This window comes from Enterobacter vonholyi, from assembly GCF_040834095.1.
Lineage (GTDB): Bacteria > Pseudomonadota > Gammaproteobacteria > Enterobacterales > Enterobacteriaceae > Enterobacter > Enterobacter vonholyi.
Genome location: NZ_CP162152.1, coordinates 410,989 through 432,786, shown reverse-complemented (window position 1 = coordinate 432,786; position 21,798 = coordinate 410,989). Strand labels below are relative to the sequence as shown.

The 21,798-nt window shown below is 55.8% G+C and carries 18 protein-coding genes and 3 tRNA genes; 4 read left to right on the top strand and 17 right to left on the bottom strand.

From position 1 onward, the window contains the following. Window positions 1-28: 28 nt before the first annotated feature. The 12 genes from nsrR to nnr form a co-directional block, all read right to left on the bottom strand. On the bottom strand, window positions 29-454 hold the full coding sequence (gene nsrR / locus AB3N39_RS02040) for a nitric oxide-sensing transcriptional repressor NsrR (RefSeq protein ID WP_111965420.1): 426 nt from the start codon (window positions 452-454) through the stop codon (window positions 29-31). Between the two features lie 192 nt (window positions 455-646). After that, window positions 647-1,945: an adenylosuccinate synthase gene (locus AB3N39_RS02035; RefSeq protein WP_006178975.1), complete on the bottom strand. Its 1,299-nt coding sequence runs from the start codon at window positions 1,943-1,945 to the stop codon at window positions 647-649. A gap of 104 nt (window positions 1,946-2,049) precedes the next feature. After that, on the bottom strand, window positions 2,050-2,247 hold the full coding sequence (locus AB3N39_RS02030) for a DUF2065 domain-containing protein (RefSeq protein WP_003855996.1): 198 nt from the start codon (window positions 2,245-2,247) through the stop codon (window positions 2,050-2,052). A 71-nt stretch (window positions 2,248-2,318) separates the two neighbouring features. After that, window positions 2,319-3,323: a protease modulator HflC gene (gene hflC, locus AB3N39_RS02025; RefSeq protein ID WP_111965392.1), complete on the bottom strand. Its 1,005-nt coding sequence runs from the start codon at window positions 3,321-3,323 to the stop codon at window positions 2,319-2,321. A 2-nt stretch (window positions 3,324-3,325) separates the two neighbouring features. Continuing rightward, the gene (hflK, locus tag AB3N39_RS02020) at window positions 3,326-4,582 is read right to left on the bottom strand and encodes an FtsH protease activity modulator HflK (protein ID WP_133293628.1); all 1,257 of its coding nucleotides are present in this window, start codon (window positions 4,580-4,582) and stop codon (window positions 3,326-3,328) included. 56 nt (window positions 4,583-4,638) lie between these two features. Further along, window positions 4,639-5,919 carry a ribosome rescue GTPase HflX gene (gene hflX / locus AB3N39_RS02015; RefSeq protein ID WP_133293627.1) on the bottom strand — a complete coding sequence of 427 codons (1,281 nt, stop codon included), beginning with the start codon at window positions 5,917-5,919 and terminating at the stop codon, window positions 4,639-4,641. 74 nt (window positions 5,920-5,993) lie between these two features. Next, complete coding sequence (gene hfq / locus AB3N39_RS02010) at window positions 5,994-6,305, bottom strand: RNA chaperone Hfq (protein ID WP_023334248.1); 312 nt, start codon at window positions 6,303-6,305, stop codon at window positions 5,994-5,996. Window positions 6,306-6,390: 85 nt separating this feature from the next. Next, window positions 6,391-7,341 (bottom strand): tRNA (adenosine(37)-N6)-dimethylallyltransferase MiaA, encoded by a 951-nt coding sequence (gene miaA, locus AB3N39_RS02005; RefSeq protein WP_023310135.1) that lies wholly within the window; start codon window positions 7,339-7,341, stop codon window positions 6,391-6,393. Continuing rightward, a complete protein-coding gene (gene mutL / locus AB3N39_RS02000) occupies window positions 7,334-9,178 on the bottom strand; it encodes a DNA mismatch repair endonuclease MutL (protein ID WP_348942550.1) in 1,845 nt (614 codons plus the stop codon). Before mutL ends, miaA begins: the two co-directional genes overlap by 8 nt. A gap of 9 nt (window positions 9,179-9,187) precedes the next feature. Beyond that, window positions 9,188-10,522, bottom strand: a complete 1,335-nt coding sequence (gene amiB / locus AB3N39_RS01995; RefSeq protein ID WP_136195719.1) for an N-acetylmuramoyl-L-alanine amidase AmiB — start codon at window positions 10,520-10,522, stop codon at window positions 9,188-9,190. Between the two features lie 16 nt (window positions 10,523-10,538). Next, the gene (gene tsaE / locus AB3N39_RS01990; protein WP_143344559.1) at window positions 10,539-11,000 is read right to left on the bottom strand and encodes a tRNA (adenosine(37)-N6)-threonylcarbamoyltransferase complex ATPase subunit type 1 TsaE; all 462 of its coding nucleotides are present in this window, start codon (window positions 10,998-11,000) and stop codon (window positions 10,539-10,541) included. Further along, on the bottom strand, window positions 10,993-12,516 hold the full coding sequence (nnr, locus tag AB3N39_RS01985) for a bifunctional ADP-dependent NAD(P)H-hydrate dehydratase/NAD(P)H-hydrate epimerase (protein ID WP_143344558.1): 1,524 nt from the start codon (window positions 12,514-12,516) through the stop codon (window positions 10,993-10,995). Before nnr ends, tsaE begins: the two co-directional genes overlap by 8 nt. Here nnr and queG point away from each other — a divergent pair. Then, complete coding sequence (gene queG / locus AB3N39_RS01980) at window positions 12,515-13,654, top strand: tRNA epoxyqueuosine(34) reductase QueG (protein ID WP_133293623.1); 1,140 nt, start codon at window positions 12,515-12,517, stop codon at window positions 13,652-13,654. The two genes, nnr and queG, sit on opposite strands and share 2 nt — an antisense overlap. Window positions 13,655-13,924: 270 nt before the next feature. On the opposite strand, the gene AB3N39_RS01975 is transcribed toward queG, so the two are convergent. From AB3N39_RS01975 to orn, 4 genes are all read right to left on the bottom strand, one after another. Beyond that, a tRNA-Gly gene (locus AB3N39_RS01975) sits at window positions 13,925-14,000 on the bottom strand. A 36-nt stretch (window positions 14,001-14,036) separates the two neighbouring features. After that, window positions 14,037-14,112 (bottom strand) — tRNA-Gly (locus AB3N39_RS01970). Between the two features lie 37 nt (window positions 14,113-14,149). Next, a tRNA-Gly gene (locus tag AB3N39_RS01965) sits at window positions 14,150-14,225 on the bottom strand. A gap of 196 nt (window positions 14,226-14,421) precedes the next feature. Next, entirely contained in the window at window positions 14,422-14,967 is a 546-nt protein-coding gene (gene orn, locus AB3N39_RS01960; RefSeq protein WP_367897018.1) for an oligoribonuclease, read from the bottom strand. Window positions 14,968-15,074: 107 nt separating this feature from the next. On the opposite strand from orn, the gene rsgA reads away from it, so the two are divergent. The 3 genes from rsgA to mscM all read left to right on the top strand — a co-directional run bounded on the left by rsgA (window position 15,075) and on the right by mscM (window position 20,536). Continuing rightward, window positions 15,075-16,127: a small ribosomal subunit biogenesis GTPase RsgA gene (gene rsgA, locus AB3N39_RS01955; RefSeq protein ID WP_367897017.1), complete on the top strand. Its 1,053-nt coding sequence runs from the start codon at window positions 15,075-15,077 to the stop codon at window positions 16,125-16,127. A gap of 97 nt (window positions 16,128-16,224) precedes the next feature. After that, window positions 16,225-17,193: an archaetidylserine decarboxylase gene (asd, locus tag AB3N39_RS01950; protein ID WP_115876634.1), complete on the top strand. Its 969-nt coding sequence runs from the start codon at window positions 16,225-16,227 to the stop codon at window positions 17,191-17,193. Window positions 17,194-17,212: 19 nt separating this feature from the next. Beyond that, entirely contained in the window at window positions 17,213-20,536 is a 3,324-nt protein-coding gene (gene mscM / locus AB3N39_RS01945) for a miniconductance mechanosensitive channel MscM (RefSeq protein ID WP_133293622.1), read from the top strand. 44 nt (window positions 20,537-20,580) lie between these two features. Here the strand turns inward: mscM and epmA are convergent, their stop codons facing one another. Then, window positions 20,581-21,558: an elongation factor P--(R)-beta-lysine ligase gene (gene epmA, locus AB3N39_RS01940; RefSeq protein ID WP_133293621.1), complete on the bottom strand. Its 978-nt coding sequence runs from the start codon at window positions 21,556-21,558 to the stop codon at window positions 20,581-20,583. Window positions 21,559-21,798 lie beyond the last annotated feature (240 nt).

Genomic DNA, 21,798 nt, shown 5'->3' with positions numbered 1-21,798 from the left:
CCGTTGTCAGCTCCGGTGGAAATTTTCTTCATTCCACCAGCAATAATTTATAAAGCGGTTGATTCTCTTCAACCAAATCGGCCAGCGTGTAGTTATCCAGTTCCATGAGAAAACTTTGCACGGCCTTAGAAAGCGCCTGTTTGAGGCGGCAAGCGGGCGTGATGTGGCAGAACTCGCTGCTGCAGTTCACCAGAGACAGCGGCTCCAGTTCACGTACCACATCGCCAACACGAATACTCTGTGCCGGTTTACCGAGACGGATCCCACCATTCTTCCCGCGGACGGCAGCAACGTATCCGGCACGACTAAGTTGATTGATTATTTTGACCATATGATTACGGGATACGCCGTAGACCTCTGTCACTTCAGAGATACTGGTCATCTTCCCCTCGGGTAACGACGCCATGTAAATCAGCGCACGTAAGCCGTAATCGGTGAAACTTGTTAACTGCACATCAACCTCAGGAAAAAGGGAAATCGCGGACAAACCGCAGAGATATTCATTAATGATGATAAACCAGCCAGATAGTTAGCGGCTAATTTATTTGACAGACGGGGCGAAAAAGCGGAGATCCAGGAGCGGTCGCCGGATGGCGCTACACTTATCCGGCCTACGGGTCTCCCCGCAGGCCAGCAGTCACGAAGATTATGCGTCGAACGGGTCGCGCAGGATCATCGTTTCAGTACGATCCGGGCCGGTAGAAATAATATCGATCGGCACTTCGGTCAGTTCTTCAATGCGCTTGATGTAATCCAGCGCCGCCTGCGGCAGGCCGCTACGCTCTTTCACACCGAAGGTGGTCTCAGACCAGCCCGGCATGGTTTCGTAGATTGGCTCAATGCCTTCCCAGTCGTCAGCAGCCAGCGGAGTGGTGGTCACTTCGCGGCCATCTGGCATACGGTAGCCGACGCAGATTTTCACTTCTTTCAGGCCGTCCAGTACGTCCAGCTTGGTCAGGCAGAAGCCAGACAGGGAGTTGATCTGCACAGCACGACGCACTGCAACCGCATCCAGCCAGCCGGTACGACGACGACGACCGGTGGTCGCGCCAAACTCGTTACCCTGCTTGCACAGGAACTCGCCGGTTTCATCAAACAGTTCGGTCGGGAATGGACCCGCACCCACGCGAGTGGAGTACGCTTTGATGATGCCCAGGACGTAATCCACATAACGTGGACCCAGGCCAGAGCCGGTCGCCACGCCACCCGCGGTGGTGTTAGAGGAGGTGACGTACGGATAGGTACCGTGGTCGATGTCCAGCAGCGTACCCTGCGCACCTTCGAACATGACGAAATCGCCACGCTTGCGCGCCTGGTCCAGCAGATCGGACACATCAACAACCATACCGGTCAGAATGTCTGCAATCGCCATGACGTCATCCAGCACTTTCTGGTAGTCAACAGCGTCAGCTTTATAGAAGTTCACCAGCTGGAAGTTGTGATATTCCATCACTTCTTTCAGTTTTTCAGCGAAGGTCGCTTTGTCGAAGAGATCGCCCACGCGCAGACCGCGGCGTGCAACTTTATCTTCGTAAGCCGGGCCGATACCACGACCGGTGGTGCCGATCGCTTTCGCGCCACGCGCTTTCTCACGCGCTACGTCCAGCGCCACGTGATAATCCAGGATCAGCGGGCAGGCTTCGGAGAGCAGCAGACGCTCACGAACAGGGATACCACGGTCTTCCAGACCTTTCATCTCTTTCATCAGCGCCGCTGGAGACAGCACAACGCCGTTACCGATGATGCTGGTGACGTTTTCGCGAAGAATGCCTGATGGAATAAGATGGAGGACGGTTTTTTCACCGTTGATTACGAGAGTATGGCCTGCGTTGTGACCGCCCTGGTAGCGCACAACATATTTAGCCCGTTCAGTCAGAAGATCAACAATCTTCCCTTTACCTTCGTCACCCCATTGGGTGCCCAGTACGACGACGTTGTTACCCATTTTTTTCAAAATCACCGTTTGCTTAAAAATGGATTCTACCATCGCTTTTTCAGATATACAGCACTTTTTGACCTCAAAATACGCCGATTGCGCCTACTTTTTGATCAGCCAATCGTTTTCCTCAACATGTAGTAGATCACGATGCCCGCAACCACAAGACCGCCGCCAAAACGACGTAAAATATTATCCGGCAGTTGGCTCATGGTGGCGATCATTCGACGCCAGGCGCGTGGATAGAGCATCGGTCCCAGGCCTTCAAGCACCAGGACCAGGGCCAGCGCGAGCCAGATCGTTGAATTCATTTTTGTTCCTTATAAAAGAAAACCACCGCTCCGTTGAGAGCGGTGGTTTGAATACTCAAACGAGCCTGAGTTTATCGCGTTGCGTTAGTCGGCGTCTTCATATAACGGAAGAAATCGCTGTCCGGGCTAAGCACCATCACATCCTGGCTGCTCTGGAAGCTATTCTCGTAGGCACGCAGGCTACGGATAAAGGCATAGAAGTCAGGATCCTGGCTGAAGGCATCAGCAAACAGCTTCGCGGCTTCCGCATCACCTTCACCGCGCAGGATACGGCCCTGGCGCTCAGATTCCGCCAGCGTCTTGGTGACTTCGTAGTCTGCTGCAGCACGCAGCTTCTCAGCCTCTTCCTGGCCCTGTGAACGGTGACGACGGGCTACCGCTTCACGCTCGGCGCGCATACGGTTGTAAATCGCCTCGGACACTTCCACCGGCAGGTTGATCTGCTTGATACGCACGTCAACGACTTCGATACCCAGTGCAGCCATACTGTTCGGATTGATCACCGGCACTTTACCGTTGGTTTCCGCCTGAACACGTTCAGCCGCTTTGGCAATCGCATCGTCTGCTGCCGGCGTTGAAACTTCATCTTCAGTGCCCGCTGTGCCGGAGTTTAGCGCATCGCGAACTTCCAGGGTCAGACGACCACGGGAGTCGGTCACGATGTCTTTCACATCCAGACGACCAATCTCAGAACGCAGACGGTCAGAGAACTTACGTTTCAGCAGCACTTCTGCCTGAGAAACGTCACCGCCGCCCGTTGCCAGGAAGTAACGGCTGAAATCGCTGATGCGCCATTTGATATAGGAATCAACGATCAGGTCTTTCTTCTCTTTGGTCACAAAACGATCTGCCTGGTTATCCATGGTCTGGATACGCGCATCAAGCGTTTTTACGGACTGAATGAACGGCACCTTGAAGTGCAGACCCGGCTCGTAAATCACCGGGCGTTTGTCGCCATCACGCACGACGCTGCTGAACTGGAACTTGATCCCACGCTCGCCCTCTTTCACCACAAAGATCGAGGTATAAAGCACGACCAGTACGATGACGATGATCGCAATAACTGACTTACGCATCCTTATTCCCCCTGACGCTGGTAGTCGTTACGCTGCGCGTTAGCACGGCGTTGGTCCATAATGTCACCATCGTTCGAAGAAGGCGTTGTGTTCGTACTGGCGCTGCCTGTTGAGGCTGGCGGCAGACGCAGCAGGTTGTTCGCTCCGCTGGTATCTTTTGCTGCCGGTGCAGAACTGCCCTTCAGCATCTGATCCAGCGGCAGCACCATCAGGTTTCCGCCTTTACTATCGTTAACCAACACTTTGCGGGTGTGGCTCAGCACTTTTTCCATGGTCTCGATATAGAGACGCTCACGGGTAATTTCCGGCGCCGCTTTGTATTCAGGCAGGATCTTCGCAAAGCGAGCCACTTCACCCTGAGCTTCCAGGATGGTCTGGGTCTTATACGCGCGCGCTTCTTCCAGAATACGCTGCGCCTGACCGTTAGCGCGTGGCTGAACTTCGTTGGTGTACGCTTCTGCTTCACGGATGTATTGCTGTTCGTTTTCACGGGCAGCAATCGCATCGTCAAATGCGGCTTTCACCTCTTCCGGCGGACGCGCAGCCTGGAAGTTGACGTCCAGCAGGGTGATACCCATGTTGTACGGACGAATGGTCTCTTCCAGCTCGCGCTGGGTATCGCTACGAATAACGGTACGACCTTCGGTCAGGATACGGTCCATGGTGTATTTTCCGATGACACCACGCAGGGCGCTGTCAGTCGCCTGACGCAGGCTGTCATCGGCGCTGGTCACGCTAAACAGGTAACGCTCAGGATCGGTCACGCGGTACTGCACGTTCATCTCAACGCGCACCACGTTTTCGTCAGAGGTCAGCATCACGCCGGAGGCGGCCAGTTCACGGACAGATTCCACGTTTACCGCGGTCACGTCGTCAATGAAGGTTGGCTTCCAGTTCAGACCCGGCTCAACCAGATGGCTGAACTTACCGAAACGGGTGACTACGCCGCGTTCTGCTTCTTTAATGGTGTAGAACCCGCTGGCTGCCCAGATGATGACTACCGCAGCGGCCACGATGCCCACTACGCGGCCCCCCATTGGCGGGCGCGTACTCTGAGTGGAATTGCCACCCGAGCCAGAACCTTTTCCTCCGCCAAGGCCACCAAGCTTCTTGCTCAGTTTGCGGAAGATATCATCCAGATCCGGCGGCCCCTGCTCGCGACCACCTTTGTTGCCATTTCCCTCAGAGTTGCCGCCAGGTTTGCTGCTTCCCCACGGGTCGCGGTCTTGTCCGTTATTACCGGGCTGATTCCACGCCATGTATATGCTCCATATTTGTTATGCAAGGGCGAATTATTCAGGCATCCCCTTTCTGATCAGACTATATAGTCGACCAGCGCAGGTTCTTGTTTACAGAGGCGACGCCAGTCAACGATCGGCATACGCACCTGCATCCCCACGCTGCCGTCATCCTCCATCCACTCTTTTTCTATCGCCTGAAGCTGATAAAACCGGCTGCGCAGCCTGCCTTCCTGTGGCGGCAGTCGCAGCGTGTGCTGAGCTACCTCACCGGAAAGACGTTCTGTCAAAGCCTGGAAAAGCAGTGGCACACCAATACCGGTCTGGGCAGAAAGCCAGACCCGAATTGGTTTGTTTTCTTCATCTCTGTCGATACGCGGTTCGAAATCGTCCAGCACATCGATCTTGTTCATGACCAACAGCGTTGGGATCTCGTGAGCATCGATTTCTTCGAGCACCACATTCACCGCGTCAATGTTCTCCTGCACGCGCACGTCTGCTGCATCAATCACGTGCAGCAGCAGAGTCGCCTGTCGCGTCTCCTGCAGGGTGGCTTTAAACGCCGCCACAAGGTCATGCGGCAGGTGGCGAATAAAACCTACGGTATCCGCCAGCACCGTTTCACCGACGTCTGCAACGTCAATACGGCGCAGCGTAGGGTCCAGGGTCGCAAACAGCTGGTCTGCGGCATACACCTGGGCCTCAGTTATCTGGTTAAACAGGGTGGATTTACCGGCGTTGGTATAGCCCACCAGCGACACCGTCGGGATGTCGGCTTTGGTGCGCGCCCGACGCCCCTGTTCACGCTGTTTCTCTACACGTTCCAGACGTGAGAGGATCTGGGTAATTCGGCCACGCAGTAAACGACGGTCGGTTTCGAGCTGGGTTTCACCCGGACCGCGCAAACCAATCCCGCCTTTTTGTCTTTCAAGGTGTGTCCAGCCACGCACCAGACGCGTTGCCAGATGGCGCAGCTGCGCCAGCTCAACCTGCAGTTTCCCTTCATGGGTACGTGCACGCTGAGCAAAAATATCTAAAATCAAACCCGTGCGATCGATAACACGGCATTCGCAAAGGGCTTCCAGGTTGCGCTCCTGGGCTGGAGACAGCGCATGATCAAACAACACGACTGACGCGCCGGTTGCTTTTACGGCATCCGCAATTTCGACTGCTTTACCTTCACCAACAAAATACTTTGGGTGCGGCGCTTTACGGCTACCGGTAATCACCTGCATTGCTTCGACACCGGCGGAAGAGACCAGAGATTCAAACTCCTGGAGGTCTTCCATATCTTTGTCTTGCGAAAAATAGATGTGTACCAGCACCGCCTGCTCACCGGCATCATAACGGTCAAACAAGCGTAAACCTCTCTAAAAAGATCAGCGGGGAACGCAGGATCCCTGGCTCCCCGTGTGGATAACAGTGCGAAACCTTATTCGGTCTCGTCGCTGTCCTGCGCCGGCGTTGAAGAACCCTGCGCGCTGCTGCCATGATGGTAGTTACTACCAGTGCCGCCGCCAGCGTTATTGCTGTGATGAGATACCGGACGGGACGGAACAACAGTAGAAATAGCGTGCTTGTAGACCATCTGACTGACCGTGTTTTTCAACAGAATCACAAACTGATCGAAAGACTCAATCTGACCTTGCAGCTTAATACCATTCACCAAATAAATAGAAACTGGAACACGTTCCCGACGCAATGCGTTCAGGAACGGATCTTGTAAAGATTGCCCCTTAGCCATTCTATCTTTTCCTTATATGCTTGTTTTGTACTTAGAACCTTGCGATTCTGAAAAATTGCGCACGATACGCCTCAATTGTACACATTCAGTGAGCGATATCACCAACAACCTCAATCACTTCGTTTAACGCCTGTTGCGGTTTTTCACTGTCTAACCAGTGAACACCCTCCCAACCGCGCAACCAGGTGATCTGGCGCTTCGCTAACTGTCTCGTGGCGCAAACACCTCTATAAACCATTTCATCGTATGAAATCTCACCTTCAAGATACGACCACATCTGGCGGTATCCCACACAACGAATGGAAGGCATGTCCGTATGCAAATCTCCACGGGCAAAAAGCGCCCGCACTTCTGCTTCAAAATCTGAAGCTAACATCTGATGAAAACGCTGCTCAATCCGCTGATGGAGCAGTTCACGGCTCGCCGGGGCGATGGCGAACTGATGCACCTGATACGGCAGAGCGTCTCCTGACGTTTGCGTCAGTTCCGTTAAAGTTTTACCCGAAATGAAAAAAACTTCCAGTGCCCGGGAAAGCCTTTGCGGATCATTTGGATGGATCCGCGCTGCAGCAACCGGGTCAATCTCCGCCAGTTGCTGATGCAAAACGTCCCAACCCTGCTCTGCCGCCTGCTGCTCAATTTTTGCTCTTATTTCCGGATCCGCGGATGGCAGAGGTGACAACCCCTCCAGCAGCGCCTTGAAGTAGAGCATGGTTCCGCCAACCAACAGAGGTATACGCCCCGCCGCCGTTATCTCTGCCATCTCGGCTAAGGCATCCCGGCGAAAATCCGCTGCGGAGTAAGCCTGAGCCGGGTCGAGTATATCCAGCAAACGGTGCGGTGCCGCGCGCAGTTCTTCTGCGTCAGGCTTCGCCGTGCCGATATCCATCCCTCGGTAGATGAGGGCAGAGTCGACGCTAATCAACTCTACAGGCAAAACTTTACGCAACTCAATGGCTAGCGCCGTTTTGCCGGAGGCCGTTGGGCCCATTAAAAAAATTGCCTTAGGCAGGCTCGCCTTACTTGCGTCAATCATGTTTCAGGGCGTTCATCGCCGTTTGTAAATCAACAGGTTGTAATAACCCACCCGGCGGCGCTTTCACCAGATGCGGACAGAGGCGTTCAACCTCAGCCAGCACGCTGATGGCCTGTGCCATGCTCCACGGCGCGTGTTCGCTTGCCAGATGGCGGGCGATCCACTGCGCGGTGTTGGCGGCATCAAACGATGTTTGCTGCGCCAGGTAGCCTATCAGTTCAGGAATCAAGTTTTGTAAATTTTGTTGGCGTAAGGGTAAAGGCACTGCACGAATTGTCACATGTTGTGGTTCGAGCACAGTTTCAATACCCATCTGCGCCAGCTGCGGCTCAGCACGCTGCAATACCCTTGTTTCATCAGGGGATATTTTCAGGCGAACCGGAATCAAGAGCGGCTGCGCACAGGCTGCATTTTCGCCAGGCGTGAGCTGCACCTGTTTAAGCCAGCGTTCGGCGACCGGCAGTGCCATAAGCATCAGTTTGCCGTCACGCTCAAGCAATGCCATGTCGGGCGCGATAATCGTCAGCACCCGGCCAAAACTTTGGCTATGCCTATCCAGAGAAGGCTGTGCGGCAGGAATGTGCTCTTTACGCTCCACGGCTGGCGTTTCCAGCAGTTTGCGGTACAACGCTCCCTGCTGCTTCTGATAACCAGGCTGGGCATTCGGGTAGTTCGCGCCCGTTGAACGCGGTGCGCTCCCTGCCGGGGAGAAACGCGGGGTCTCCGGTTCACGCGCGGCGGCAGGCTCCGCAAAATGGTTACGCCCTGCCGCCACTCGGTTTTCCGGCAGCGGACGCGGCGCTGGAGCGTCGTTTTCCAGCGGCAGCGTTGGTGCTGCCTGCTGCTGCAACACAGCGGCCACGCCCTGATAAATGAAGTCGTGAACCAGACGCGACTGGTGGAACCGCACCTCATGCTTGGCAGGATGAACGTTCACATCCACCTGATGCGGATCGATGTCCAGATAAAGGACGAAAGCAGGCTGCTGATCGGCCCCGAGCTTGTCTTCGCAGGCCTGGCGAATCGCGTGATTGATAAGACGATCGCGCATCATGCGGCCGTTCACGTAGCAATACTGAATTTCCGAGAACGCAGCACTGCTCGCGTTTGGATCGGCAACCCAGCCGCGTAAAGCCAGATCGCCGTGCTGCCACTCAATGGCCAGCGCCTGTTCCAGAAACGGCGTACCGCAGATAGCGCCCAGGCGGCGCTCTTTCTGTCCACCTTCTGCCACCGCGCGGTACTGGCGCATCACCTTGCCGTTGTGGCTGAGGTTGATGGTGACATCGAAACGGGCCAGCGCGATACGGCGAATGATCTCGTCGATATGGCCGAACTCGGTCTTCTCGGTACGCATAAACTTGCGTCGGGCGGGGGTGTTGTAGAAGAGATCTAATACTTCAAGCGTCGTCCCGACAGGATGCGCCGCCGGTTTGACCGTCACATCCATGTCGCGCCCTTCGGCGTAAGCCTGCCAGGCTTCCTGCTGTTCAGCGGTACGGGAGGTCAGCGTTAAACGCGAAACCGAGCTGATACTGGCCAGCGCTTCACCGCGAAAACCGAGGCTAATAATCGCTTCCAGATCGTCCAGAGAGGCGATTTTACTGGTGGCGTGACGAGCCAGCGCCAGCGACAGCTCCTCTTTTTTAATGCCACAGCCGTTGTCCCGAATGCGGATAAGCTTCGCGCCACCGCGTTCGATATCAATATCGATGCGGGTTGCGCCCGCATCGAGGCTGTTTTCCACCAGCTCCTTCACCACCGACGCAGGGCGTTCCACCACCTCACCGGCGGCGATTTGGTTCGCGAGCTGCGGCGGTAGAACCTGAATCGGCATGAATTCTCCTTAGTTGGTCGCGGTCATCTCACCCGGCAGCGCTGCGCTGGCCGTCTGGGCAGCGCCGCTCTGCGGCGCAGACTGCAGAGGATGCGCCTCAAAATATTTGCGTAAACCGTTATAAATCGCTTCGGCAATTTGCTGCTGGTAACTGTCGCTTCCCAACAGACGCTCTTCACCGTTGTTACTGATAAAGCCCGTCTCTACAAGGATGGACGGAATATCCGGCGAGCGCAGAACGCCGAGGCTGGCATGTTCCGGACGACGCTTATGCAGCACGCCAACGCTTTGCAGCTGGTTCAATACGTTAGTGGCGACATCATACCCGACGCGCTGAGAATGACCGAACTGTAAATCCAGCACCGCCTGGCTGAGGTACGGATCGGACTGGCTGTTCGCCAGCACGTCGCCCGCACCGCCTAGCAGTTCAGACTGCTTTTCATGCTCTTCCAGCCAGTTGGCCATTTCGCTGTTAGCGCGACGGTTCGACAGCACCCAAACCGAGGCGCCGGTGGCGCTACGATTCGGTGCGGCGTCCGCATGAATGGAGACCAGGAAGTTTGCGTTTTGCTTACGCGCCACATCCGAGCGCCCCATTACGGAGATAAAGTAATCCCCATCGCGGGTCAACACGCCTTTAAACATAGGGTCGTCATTGAGTAGCGAACGCAGTTTACGCGCGATAGCGATAGTTACGTTTTTCTCTCGCGTGCCGCCAGGACCAATCGCCCCGGGATCTTCCCCGCCGTGACCCGCATCAATGGCGATAATCACTTTGTCACCACTGACCGTCGCGCGTCGCGCGCTGGCCGCCGGACGCGTCACCGTATCGCTGCTGGTTGCCGCAGTGATGCGATCGTTCTGCGATTTAAACGGATTACGCGCAGGTTCAGCAGGACGCGGCGTATACACCGGTTCTTCCACCCGCTTCGCTACGACCGGTGGTGGCGGTGGCGGTGCGTCGGCATTGATGGTAAAGACCACCGTATAGTTCGCCCCGTTTTGCTGCTTCACCGCCTTCGTTTTGCCCTTTTCGGTCAGATCGACCACCAGGCGTAACGACTGGCTATCCTGCGGCGTACCCGAACGGATACTTTTCACCAGGTTGTTGCCGCTAAACCGCAGCGGTAATCCCTGGATCACGCCTGTCTGCTTGATATCCAGCGCCACGCTGTGGCTGTCTGGCTGTGAAAACGCATACTCAGGATCGCCCATAAAGCTGAACGTGATTCGAGCCTGGCTTTCGCCGTTAGATACCTGAATATCTGAGAGGTTTGCCGCCCCGGCCTGCGCGCACAGCAGCACGGTGGCAGCCAACACCCAACCTTTAACGCGATTTATCATCCCGTCATCCCTACGCTTAACCGGCCAGACGCGCCAGTAAGGAACTGCCTGATGAGGAAACAGCACTGATGCGTGCCTCACGCCCTTGAGCCTGGTAATTTAAGTGAATTTCGACATCCGGGTCAGGCAGCACACCCGCACCTTGTTGCGGCCACTCCACCAGGCAAATGGCGTCGTTGGCAAAATAATCACGGATCCCCATAAATTCCAGCTCCTCAGGATCCGCAAGGCGGTATAAATCGAAGTGGTACACCATGAGATTTTCAAGGGTGTACGGTTCTACCAGCGTGTAGGTTGGGCTTTTCACATTCCCGTTATGCCCTAACGCCTGCAAAAAACCCCGGCTGAAGGTGGTTTTACCCGCACCTAAATCACCATACAGATAAATGACGGTTGCCCCCTGACAGGCCTGCGCCACGCGCTTGCCGAGTTCTAAAGTGGCTTGTTCATCAGGTAAAGGAATCGCTCGATTAGTCATTTTCTACGTCAATCACATCCGGGTTAACAACACGCCGCAGCGTGCAAAAAAGATCCGTGGCCAGCATACCGCGTGTACCGTAACGCGCAGCCAGTTTATCCGCCGCGACACCGTGGGCCACGCAGCCCGCACAGGCTGCATCATAAAGGGGAAGTTTCTGTCCAAGCAATGCGCCAATGATGCCGGAAAGCACATCGCCCATTCCGCCGCTCGCCATGCCCGCATTTCCGGCATCAATAATGCCCAGCATCTCATCACTGGCAACAATGGTTCCTGCCCCTTTTAAAACAGCAACACCTCCGTAACGTTTTACCAGACGCTGAGCAGAAAGTAAGCGATCGTTTTCAATTTCTGCCACGCTGCAGTTAAGCAGGCGCGCGGCTTCGCCGGGGTGTGGTGTCAGAATGCGATTGTGACGCTTATCCGGGTTTATTGCCAGAAGGTTAAGCGCGTCGGCATCCCACAGCATCGGTTTACGAAAATTCTCGACCTTTTGCAGGGCCTGTTTACCCCATGACTGCTGCCCAAGCCCGGGGCCAATCACCACCACATCCGCCCATTCCAGGCATTCTTCAAGCGCCTGGGGCGTAAGCTCATGGACCATCAGTTCCGGCCGAGCGGTGATTATGGGCGCAATATTCTCAATGCGAGTGAGCACTCGCACTAATCCGGCACCGCTGCGCAGAGCCGCTTCACCCGTCATACGAATCGCACCAGCCGTACCGTGGTCTCCTCCCACAATCACCAGCCTGCCGTGATCGCCCTTATGGGACGTTGGTCGGCGCGGCGGGAGCCACGCTGCAAGCTGCGACGCATCAAAACGCGCCAGGTGCGTTTCCTGCCCGGACAGCCAGCTCTCCAGCCCCAGCGCATGGTGGTGCAAAACGCCAACGACGTCTCGTGCTTTACCGGTCAGTAGCCCCGGCTTGAGGGCGATGAAGGTCACCGTATGTGCAGCCTCAATGACCGCTCCCGGCGTCGCGCCGGTTTGTGCAATCAGGCCAGAGGGAATATCCAGGGCGACTACCGGCGCGGAATGTCTGTTAGCGTGTTCAATAAGCGCGGCAATATTTTCGCGCGGCGCGCTATGCAGCCCGGTGCCCAGAAGACCATCAACAATCAGATCCACCTCTTCCGGCCAGACGATATCAGGCGCATGAATTACACCGCCTGCGTTAAGCCATGCCTCCCGCGCCGCGCCAGCCTCTTCCGGCAGCGGTTTATCACTTTCGAGAGCCAGCAAGGTCACGCGGATACCGGCCACAACCGCCAAACGGGCGACGACGTAGCCGTCACCGCCGTTATTGCCGTGCCCGCACAGAATCAGCCAGTGAGCAGCCTGCGGGTACGCGCTGCGGGCAACGTTAAACGCCGCCTCACCCGCACGTAGCATCAGTTCATAGAGGGTAATCCCGAGGCTGTCTGCGGCCTCTTTTTCGGCACGCCGGAGGTCATCCGCATGCCAGATGGAATGTGGTATACTTGCGGGGTTTTTCTTCACCGTATGGTCCGTCATGTCACAGCCCCTCGATTTCAATGAATTAGCGCAAAAAATAAAACAGTGGGGTGCTGAGCTTGGCTTCCAGAAGGTGGGCATTACCGATACCGACCTTTCCGCCAGCGAGCCGAAACTGCAGGCCTGGCTGGACAAACAATACCACGGCGAAATGGAATGGATGGCGCGTCATGGCATGATGCGCGCCCGTCCTCACGAGCTTTTGCCGGGCACATTACGCGTCATCAGCGTGCGCATGAACTATCTACCCGCCAACGCGGCCTTTGCGCGCACGCTAAAAAATCCCTCTTTGGGTTACGTCAGCCGGTACGCTTTGGGTCGTGATTACCATAAGCTCTTGCGTAACCGCTTAAAAAAACTCGGGGAAACCATTCAGCAGCACTGTGTTTCGCTGAATTTTAGACCCTTTGTCGATTCTGCGCCTATTCTTGAGCGCCCGATCGCCGAAAAAGCCGGGCTTGGATGGACAGGTAAGCACTCACTTATCCTCAGCCGTGACGCCGGATCGTTCTTCTTCCTGGGCGAACTGCTGATTGATTTACCGCTGCCGGTAGACGGCCCGGTCGAAGAAGGCTGCGGGCGCTGCGTGGCCTGCATGACCATCTGCCCGACGGGTGCTATCGTCGAGCCTTACACTGTTGATGCACGCCGCTGCATCTCCTACCTCACTATCGAGCTGGAAGGGGCTATTCCAGAGGAGTTCCGGCCGCTTATCGGCAACCGCATCTACGGCTGCGACGATTGCCAGCTCATCTGCCCGTGGAACCGCTATTCGCAGCTAACGGACGAAGAGGATTTCAGCCCGCGTAAGGCGCTGCATGCGCCGCAGCTCATTGAACTGTTCGCCTGGAGCGAAGCATGGTTCCTGAAAGTGACGGAGGGTTCGGCCATTCGCCGTATTGGTCATTTGCGCTGGCTGCGTAATGTTGCCGTCGCGCTGGGGAATGCCCCGTGGGAGGAAGCGAATATACGGGCGCTTGAAAGCCGTCGAGGTGAGCACCCACTTCTTGATGAGCACATCGAGTGGGCGATTGCGCAGCAAATTGAGAAACGTAATGCCTGCGTTGTCGAGGTGCAGCTGCCGAAGAAACAGCGTCTGGTGAGGGTGATTGAAAAAGGGCTTCCGCGGGATGTCTGAACTATTCACAGCCTGTGAATAAAATTACAAACTCAAGCGCCATCTGGGCTGGAGAAGAGGTCAAGTGATCTCAATAACATTTTGAAATCAAATTTTATGTTTTAAATACAGCGCGTTATGGAGATATTATTCACCCTGCTAAGTTTTAACCCTGTTTCGGTTAAGCGCAGTTTCTGTGGATAACTCTGTTCACAAGATTATTTCAGAGACAATAGAAAACTTCCCCAGCGACGCTTTTCGCTGTGGATATTTTAGAGATGAAGAAGAATTTGGAGCGGGAAACGAGACTCGAACTCGCGACCCCGACCTTGGCAAGGTCGTGCTCTACCAACTGAGCTATTCCCGCTTGGGTGGTCCGTGCTGTGGAAGCACTTTCAAATTTTGGAGCGGGAAACGAGACTCGAACTCGCGACCCCGACCTTGGCAAGGTCGTGCTCTACCAACTGAGCTATTCCCGCTTGGGCAGTCTGTGCTGTGAAAGCACTTTTCAAATTTTGGAGCGGGAAACGAGACTCGAACTCGCGACCCCGACCTTGGCAAGGTCGTGCTCTACCAACTGAGCTATTCCCGCAAATCTGCACTGCTTTTGTTGCTGTCGTAACGTGTAATTCTCTGTCGTTACGGGAGGCGCATTATACGAGAAATCCTTTTAGCTGCAACCCCCCTTAAAGCGATTTTTTCGAAATTAAGTTCAAATGCTTATTAAATCGGCAAGCTGAACAATTTAACGACAAAAACCCGGCCACGCAAGGCGCCGGATCGCAAAATCACAGCTTAATAAAGTTTTCACGGTAGTAAGAAAGCTCCGCCACGGACTCTCGGATATCGTCCATTGCCTGGTGCGTCCCCTGCTTTTTAAAGCCGTCGAGGATTTCAGGCTTCCAGCGACGCGCCAGCTCTTTCAAAGTGCTGACATCCAGATAACGGTAGTGGAAGTAAGATTCCAGCTCCGGCATGTACTTAAACAGGAAACGGCGATCCTGGCCGATGCTATTGCCGCAGATAGGGGATTTGCCTGCCGGAACCCACTCTTTCAGGAACTCAAGCGTCGCCAGCTCCGCCTCACGGTCGCCGAACGTGCTCGCCTTCACGCGCTCCACCAGGCCACTTCCGGTGTGGGTACGCACGTTCCATTCATCCATCAAAGCCAGCTGGTCGTCGGACTGATGCACCGCAATCGTTGGCCCTTCAGCCAGGATATTCAGGTTGGCGTCCGTCACCAGAGTTGCAATTTCAATGATGCGATCGCGCTCGGGATCCAGCCCGGTCATTTCGAGATCGATCCAAATCAGGTTGTTTTCATCCGCGCTCATGTTATTTTCCACCCTTCTCGCATAACCGGCAGTAGCAGGTTAACTAGTATTAATTAGAGTGTATCATAGAGGTTTTGCCCCTTACGGGCGACCAGGAGCCAGCGCGATTGAGTAAAAATAAACTCTCCAAAGGGCAGCAGCGCCGCGTAAACGCCAACCACCAGCGCCGTCTTAAAACCACTTCGGAGAAGCCGGATTATGACGACAACCTGTTTGGTGAAGCGACAGAAGGCGTAGTCATCAGCCGTTTCGGTATGCATGCCGATGTCGAATCCGCCGACGGGGATATTCACCGTTGCAATATCCGCCGGACCATTCGTTCCCTGGTGACCGGCGATCGCGTCGTCTGGAGACCGGGCAAAGAGGCGGCGGAAGGCGTGACGGTAAAAGGTATCGTTGAAGCGGTCCATGAGCGCACGTCCGTGTTAACCCGTCCCGACTTCTACGACGGGGTCAAACCGATTGCCGCTAATATTAACCAGATTGTTATCGTATCGGCGATTTTGCCTGAACTTTCGCTCAATATTATCGATCGATACCTTGTCGCCTGCGAAACGCTGCAGGTTGAACCGATTATCGTATTGAACAAAATCGATCTGCTGGATGACGACGGCATGGCCTTCGTGAATGAGCAGATGGATATCTACCGCAAAATTGGTTATCGCGTGCTGATGGTCTCCAGCCACACCAAAGATGGTCTTAAACCGCTGGAAGAGGCGCTTACCGACCGCATCAGTATCTTTGCGGGCCAGTCCGGCGTAGGTAAATCAAGCCTGCTGAACAACCTGCTTGGCCTCCAGCAAGAGATCCTGACCAACGATGTCTCTGATGTCTCGGGTCTGGGCCAGCACACCACCACCGCGTCACGCCTGTACCACTTCCCGCACGGCGGCGACGTGATTGACTCCCCAGGGGTGCGTGAGTTCGGTTTATGGCATCTGGAGCCGGAACAAATCTTTAACGGATTTGTCGAATTCCATGACTATTTAGGCGCTTGCAAGTACCGCGACTGTAAACACGATAATGACCCAGGCTGCGCTATTCGTGAAGCGGTTGAGAAAGGCGAGATCGCGGAGACCCGCTTCGAGAATTACCACCGCATTCTTGAGAGCATGGATCAGGTAAAAACGCGTAAAAGCTTTTCTGATTCTGATAACTGACAACTAAGCTAAGCATCGCTAAAATCGTCCCCTTTTTTCAGGTTCCGGCGGCTTAACGCCGGATCAGGAACGACAAAACAATGGCCTGGAGGCTACCTTGTTAAACGCATTTAAACTTTCGCTTCAATACATTCTGCCAAAACTGTGGCTCACTCGCCTGGCGGGCTGGGGCGCGAGCAAACGCGCAGGCTGGCTGACCAAACTGGTCATCGATCTTTTCGTAAAATATTACAAGGTCGACATGAAAGAGGCGCAAAAGCCGGACACCGCCAGCTACCGCACCTTCAACGAGTTCTTCGTGCGCCCGCTGCGTGACGAAGTGCGCCCGCTGAACACCGATCCTAACGTCCTGGTGATGCCAGCAGACGGCGTGATCAGCCAGTTGGGTAACATCGAAGACGACAAAATCCTGCAGGCGAAGGGCCATAACTACAGTCTGGAAGCGCTGCTGGCAGGTAACTACCTGATGGCGGATCTGTTCCGCAACGGTACGTTTGCCACTACCTATCTGTCACCGCGCGACTATCACCGCGTGCATATGCCGTGTAACGGTATCCTGCGTGAAATGATTTACGTCCCGGGCGACCTGTTCTCCGTAAACCACCTGACCGCGCAGAACGTGCCGAACCTGTTTGCCCGTAACGAGCGCGTCATCTGTCTGTTCGATACTGAATTTGGCCCTATGGCACAGATTCTGGTGGGTGCAACCATCGTAGGCAGCATAGAAACCGTCTGGGCCGGCACCATCACCCCACCGCGCGAAGGCGTGATCAAACGCTGGACCTGGCCTGCCGGTGAAGCGGAAGGCTCTGTGGCCCTGCTCAAAGGTCAGGAGATGGGTCGCTTTAAGCTGGGCTCCACCGTGATCAACCTGTTTGCACCTGGCAAAGTGAAGCTGGCTGAACAGCTCGAAAGCCTGTCGGTCACCAAGCTGGGTCAGCCGCTGGCGGTCTCAACCGAAACCTTCGTGACGCCGGAAGCAGAACCAGCACCGCTGTCACAGGAAGAGATTAACGCCGAGCACGACGCCAGCCCGCTGGTTGACGACAAAAAAGACGAAGGCTAACAACAGAAGGATCGCTGACGTGCGCCCGATTATCGTTCTACTGATGGCCTGGTGCCTCAGCATGGGGGCGTACGCAGCGACAGCCCCCGACGCCAAACAGATAACCCAGGAACTGGAGCAGGCAAAAGCGGCCAAACCCGCTCAGCCAGAGACCGTCGAGTCGCTCCAGGCTGCCCTGAACGCGCTTGAGGAGCGGAAAGGCTCTCTTGAGCGCGCTCAGCAGTATCAGCAGGTTATCGACAACTTCCCCAAACTCTCGCAGACGCTGCGCGCGCAGCTCAATAATCTGCGTGACGAACCGCGCGATGTTCCCGCAGGGATGACCTCCGATGCGCTGAACCAGGAGATCCTGCAGGTCAGCAGCCAGCTTCTGGAAAAGAGCCGCCTTGCTCAGCAGGAGCAGGAGCGCGCGCGCGAAATTGCCGACTCCCTCAGCCAGCTTCCGCAGCAGCAAACCGACGCCCGTCGCCAGCTAAATGAAGTTGAGCGCCGCGTGGGCACGCAAAGCGGCAATACGCCACAGGCTCAGGCCCAAAATCTGGGCTTTCAGGCAGAATCGGCTCGCCTGAAGGCCCTTGTCGATGAGCTTGAGCTGGCGCAGCTTTCCGCCAATAACCGCCAGGAGCTGTCGCGGATGCGCTCTGAACTCGCTCAGAAGCAGAGCGAGCAACTGGATGCGTATCTCCAGGCCCTGCGCAATCAGCTCAACAGTCAGCGTCAACGCGAGGCGGAGCGCGCGCTGGAAAGTACCGAACTGCTGGCAGAAAACAGCGATAACTTGCCTGCCGGAATCGTCGAACAGTTTAAGGTCAACCGCGAGCTTTCTGCCGCGCTGAATCAGCAGGCGCAGCGTATGGATCTGGTTGCCTCGCAGCAGCGTCAGGCCACCAATCAAACCCTTCAGGTTCGCCAGGCGCTCAACACCCTGCGCGAGCAGTCCCAGTGGCTCGGGTCATCAAACCTGCTGGGCGAAGCGCTACGTGCCCAGGTCGCACGCCTGCCGGAAATGCCGAAGCCGCAACAGCTGGATACCGAGATGGCCCAGCTGCGCGTTCAGCGACTGCACTTTGAAGATCTCCTTAATAAACAGCCGCAAATCCGCCAGATCCGTCAGGCTGACGGACAGCCCCTGACCAGCGAGCAAAACCGTATTCTGGAAGCCCAGCTGCGTACCCAGCGTGAACTGCTGAACTCTTTGCTCCAGGGCGGGGATACGCTGATTCTGGAGCTGACCAAGCTAAAAGTCTCCAATAGCCAGCTGGAAGATGCGCTGAAAGAGGTGAACGAGGCGACGCACCGTTATCTCTTCTGGACGTCCGACGTGCGTCCGATGACCTTCTCGTGGCCGATTGAGATCGTCCAGGACCTGCGCCGCCTGATTTCGCTGGACACCTTCAGCCAGCTGGGACAGGCCAGCGTGATGATGTTCACCAGCAAAGAGACCATTTTCCCGCTGCTGGGGGCGTTGATTCTGGTGGGCTTCAGCATTTACTCGCGCAGACATTTCACTCGCTTCCTGGAGCGTTCCAGCTCCAGGGTCGGGAAAGTCACCCAGGATCACTTCTGGCTAACGTTGCGCACCGTATTCTGGTCGATTCTTGTCGCCTCCCCGCTGCCGGTGCTGTGGATGACGCTGGGGTATGGCCTGCGGGAAGCCTGGCCCTATCCGCTCGCGGTCGCGATTGGCGATGGCGTCACCGCCACGGTGCCGCTGCTGTGGGTAGTCATGATTTGCGCCACCTTCGCGCGCCCCAATGGCCTGTTTATCACCCACTTTGGCTGGCCGCGTAATCGCGTTGCGCGCGCCATGCGTTACTACCTGATGAGCATCGGGCTGATTGTGCCGCTGATTATGGCGCTGATCATGTTCGACAATCTCAACGATCGGGAATTCTCAGGCTCGCTGGGCCGTCTCTGCTTTATGCTGATATGCGGGGCGCTGGCCATCGTCACGCTCAGCCTGAAACGCGCGGGTATTCCGCTCTATCTCGATAAATCCGGCAGCGGCGAAAACATGTTCAACCGGCTGCTCTGGAACCTGCTGCTTAGCGCGCCGCTGTTTGCGATGCTGGCGGCCGCGGTGGGCTATCTGGCAACCGCGCAGGCGCTGCTGGCAAGGCTGGAAACCTCGGTGGCAATCTGGTTCCTGCTGCTGGTGGTGTACCACGTGATCCGCCGCTGGATGCTGATCCAGCGCCGCCGTCTGGCCTTTGACCGAGCCAAGCATCGCCGGGCAGAGATCCTCGCCCAGCGCGCGCGAGGTGAGGAAGAGCCAAACCACGTCAACAGTACGGAAGGCACGACGGAGGCGGACGAGGTCGAACTGGATCTGGATGCCATCAGCACCCAGTCCCTGCGTCTGGTTCGTTCCATACTGATGCTGATTGCCCTCCTGTCGGTGATCTTCCTGTGGTCAGAGATCCACTCCGCATTCGGCTTCCTGGAGAACATCTCTCTCTGGGACGTGACGTCCACGGTGCAGGGTGTTGAAAGCCTGGAGCCGATCACCTTAGGGGCGGTGCTGATTGCCATTCTGGTGCTGATCATTACCACGCAGCTGGTGCGCAACTTCCCGGCGCTGCTGGAGCTGGCGCTGCTGCAGCATCTGGATTTAACGCCGGGGACGGGTTATGCGATTACGACCATAACCAAATATCTGATCATGCTGTTTGGCGGACTGGTTGGCTTCTCGATGATCGGTATTGAGTGGTCGAAGCTGCAGTGGCTGGTGGCGGCCCTTGGTGTAGGGTTAGGTTTTGGTTTACAGGAGATTTTCGCCAACTTCATCTCTGGCCTGATCATTCTGTTCGAAAAACCGATCCGTATTGGCGATACCGTCACGATCCGCGATCTGACCGGCAGCATCACGAAGATCAACACACGTGCGACAACGATCAGCGACTGGGATCGCAAAGAGATCATCGTACCGAATAAGGCGTTTATTACCGAGCAGTTCATCAACTGGTCGCTGTCAGACTCCGTTACCCGTGTGGTGCTGACGGTACCGGCGCCGTCGGACGCCAACAGCGAAGAGGTCACCCAGATCCTCTACACAGCCGCAGAGCGCTGCTCGCTGGTGATCGATAACCCGGCACCGGAAGTGTTCCTGGTGGATTTACAGCAGGGGATCCAGATTTTCGAGCTGCGTATCTACGCCGCCGAAATGGGCCACCGTATGCCGCTGCGCCATGAGATCCACCAGCTGATTCTGGCAGGCTTCCGCGAGCACGGTATTGATATGCCGTTCCCACCGTTCCAGATGCGTCTGGAAAGCCTGGACGGGCGTAAAACGGGAAGAACGTTGACGTCAGCGGCGCGTACGCGCCCGGCGGGGAGTTTGTAAGATAAGCAGGGCGACCCTCTCCCACGGGAGAGGGTTAACTGCCGTCAGGCGCGATCTACGGTAAACGCAATCACATCGCCAAGCTGCTCTGCGCCCAGGGCCAGCATCACCAGACGATCCACACCCAGCGCCACGCCGGAGCAATCCGGCAGACCCGCTTTTAAGGCTTCAAGCAAATTAACATCAATAGGCTGCTGCGGCAGACCGCGCGCGGCGCGCTTGCGGTTATCCTGCTCGAAGCGCTGCTGCTGCTCGCGGGCATCAGTCAGTTCGTGGAAGCCGTTCGCCAGTTCGATGCCTTTGTAATAGACCTCAAAACGCTCTGCGACACGATGATCTTCGGTACTGATCTGCGCCAGTGAAGCCTGGCTTGCCGGGAAGTGATAGACAAACGTCGGACGGTCTTTGCCAATCTGCGGTTCTACGCCGAAGGTGAACAGCAGCTGCAGCAGCGTGTCGCGATCATCTTCGTTATCCGCCACGTTGCTCAGATCCAGCTTTGCCGCTACTTCACGCAGCTGGGTTTTATCCGCCGACAGCGGATCGATTTCCAGATGGCGTTGGAAAGCCTGCTGATAGGAGAGCGTTTCGGCTTCTGAACAGTCCAGCACCTGCTGGAGCAGATCGTCCACCTCATTCATCAGGCGGTACATATCATAATGCGGGCGGTACCACTCCAGCATGGTGAATTCCGGGTTGTGGTGACGACCCATCTCTTCATTACGGAAACTGCGGCACAGCTGATAGACCGGACCACACCCCGCCGCCAGCAGGCGTTTCATGTGATATTCCGGGCTGGTCATCAGGTACAAATTCATCCCCTGAGAGTGGCCGGGGCCAACAAAACGGGTTTCAAACGGGACCAGATGAATATCCGTTACCGTTGCCTGACTCATGCACGGCGTTTCCACCTCAAGGACTCCGCGGTCGGCAAAGAAACGGCGGATCTCCGCCATAATTGCAGCGCGTTTTAACAGATTAGGGATGGATGCGCTCGGCTGCCAGGTGGCCGTTTCGCTCATGAGTTGTTCTCCGATTTCAGACAAGGGCACGAAGTCTACTCGTTAGCAGGGGCAGAGACAAATTTTGCGCAGTAAAAAAGCGCATTTCATTTAGGTGAACTTTTTCGTGACGTATTTCATCAATCTTCATGATAAATCGCCGTACAGAACAGCAAAAAAATCGAACACGTCAAATTTCCCTGACATCTACACGGTTATACTGTTTTACCCATAAAGGAGCAGTGGAAACGCTTTCGCAAT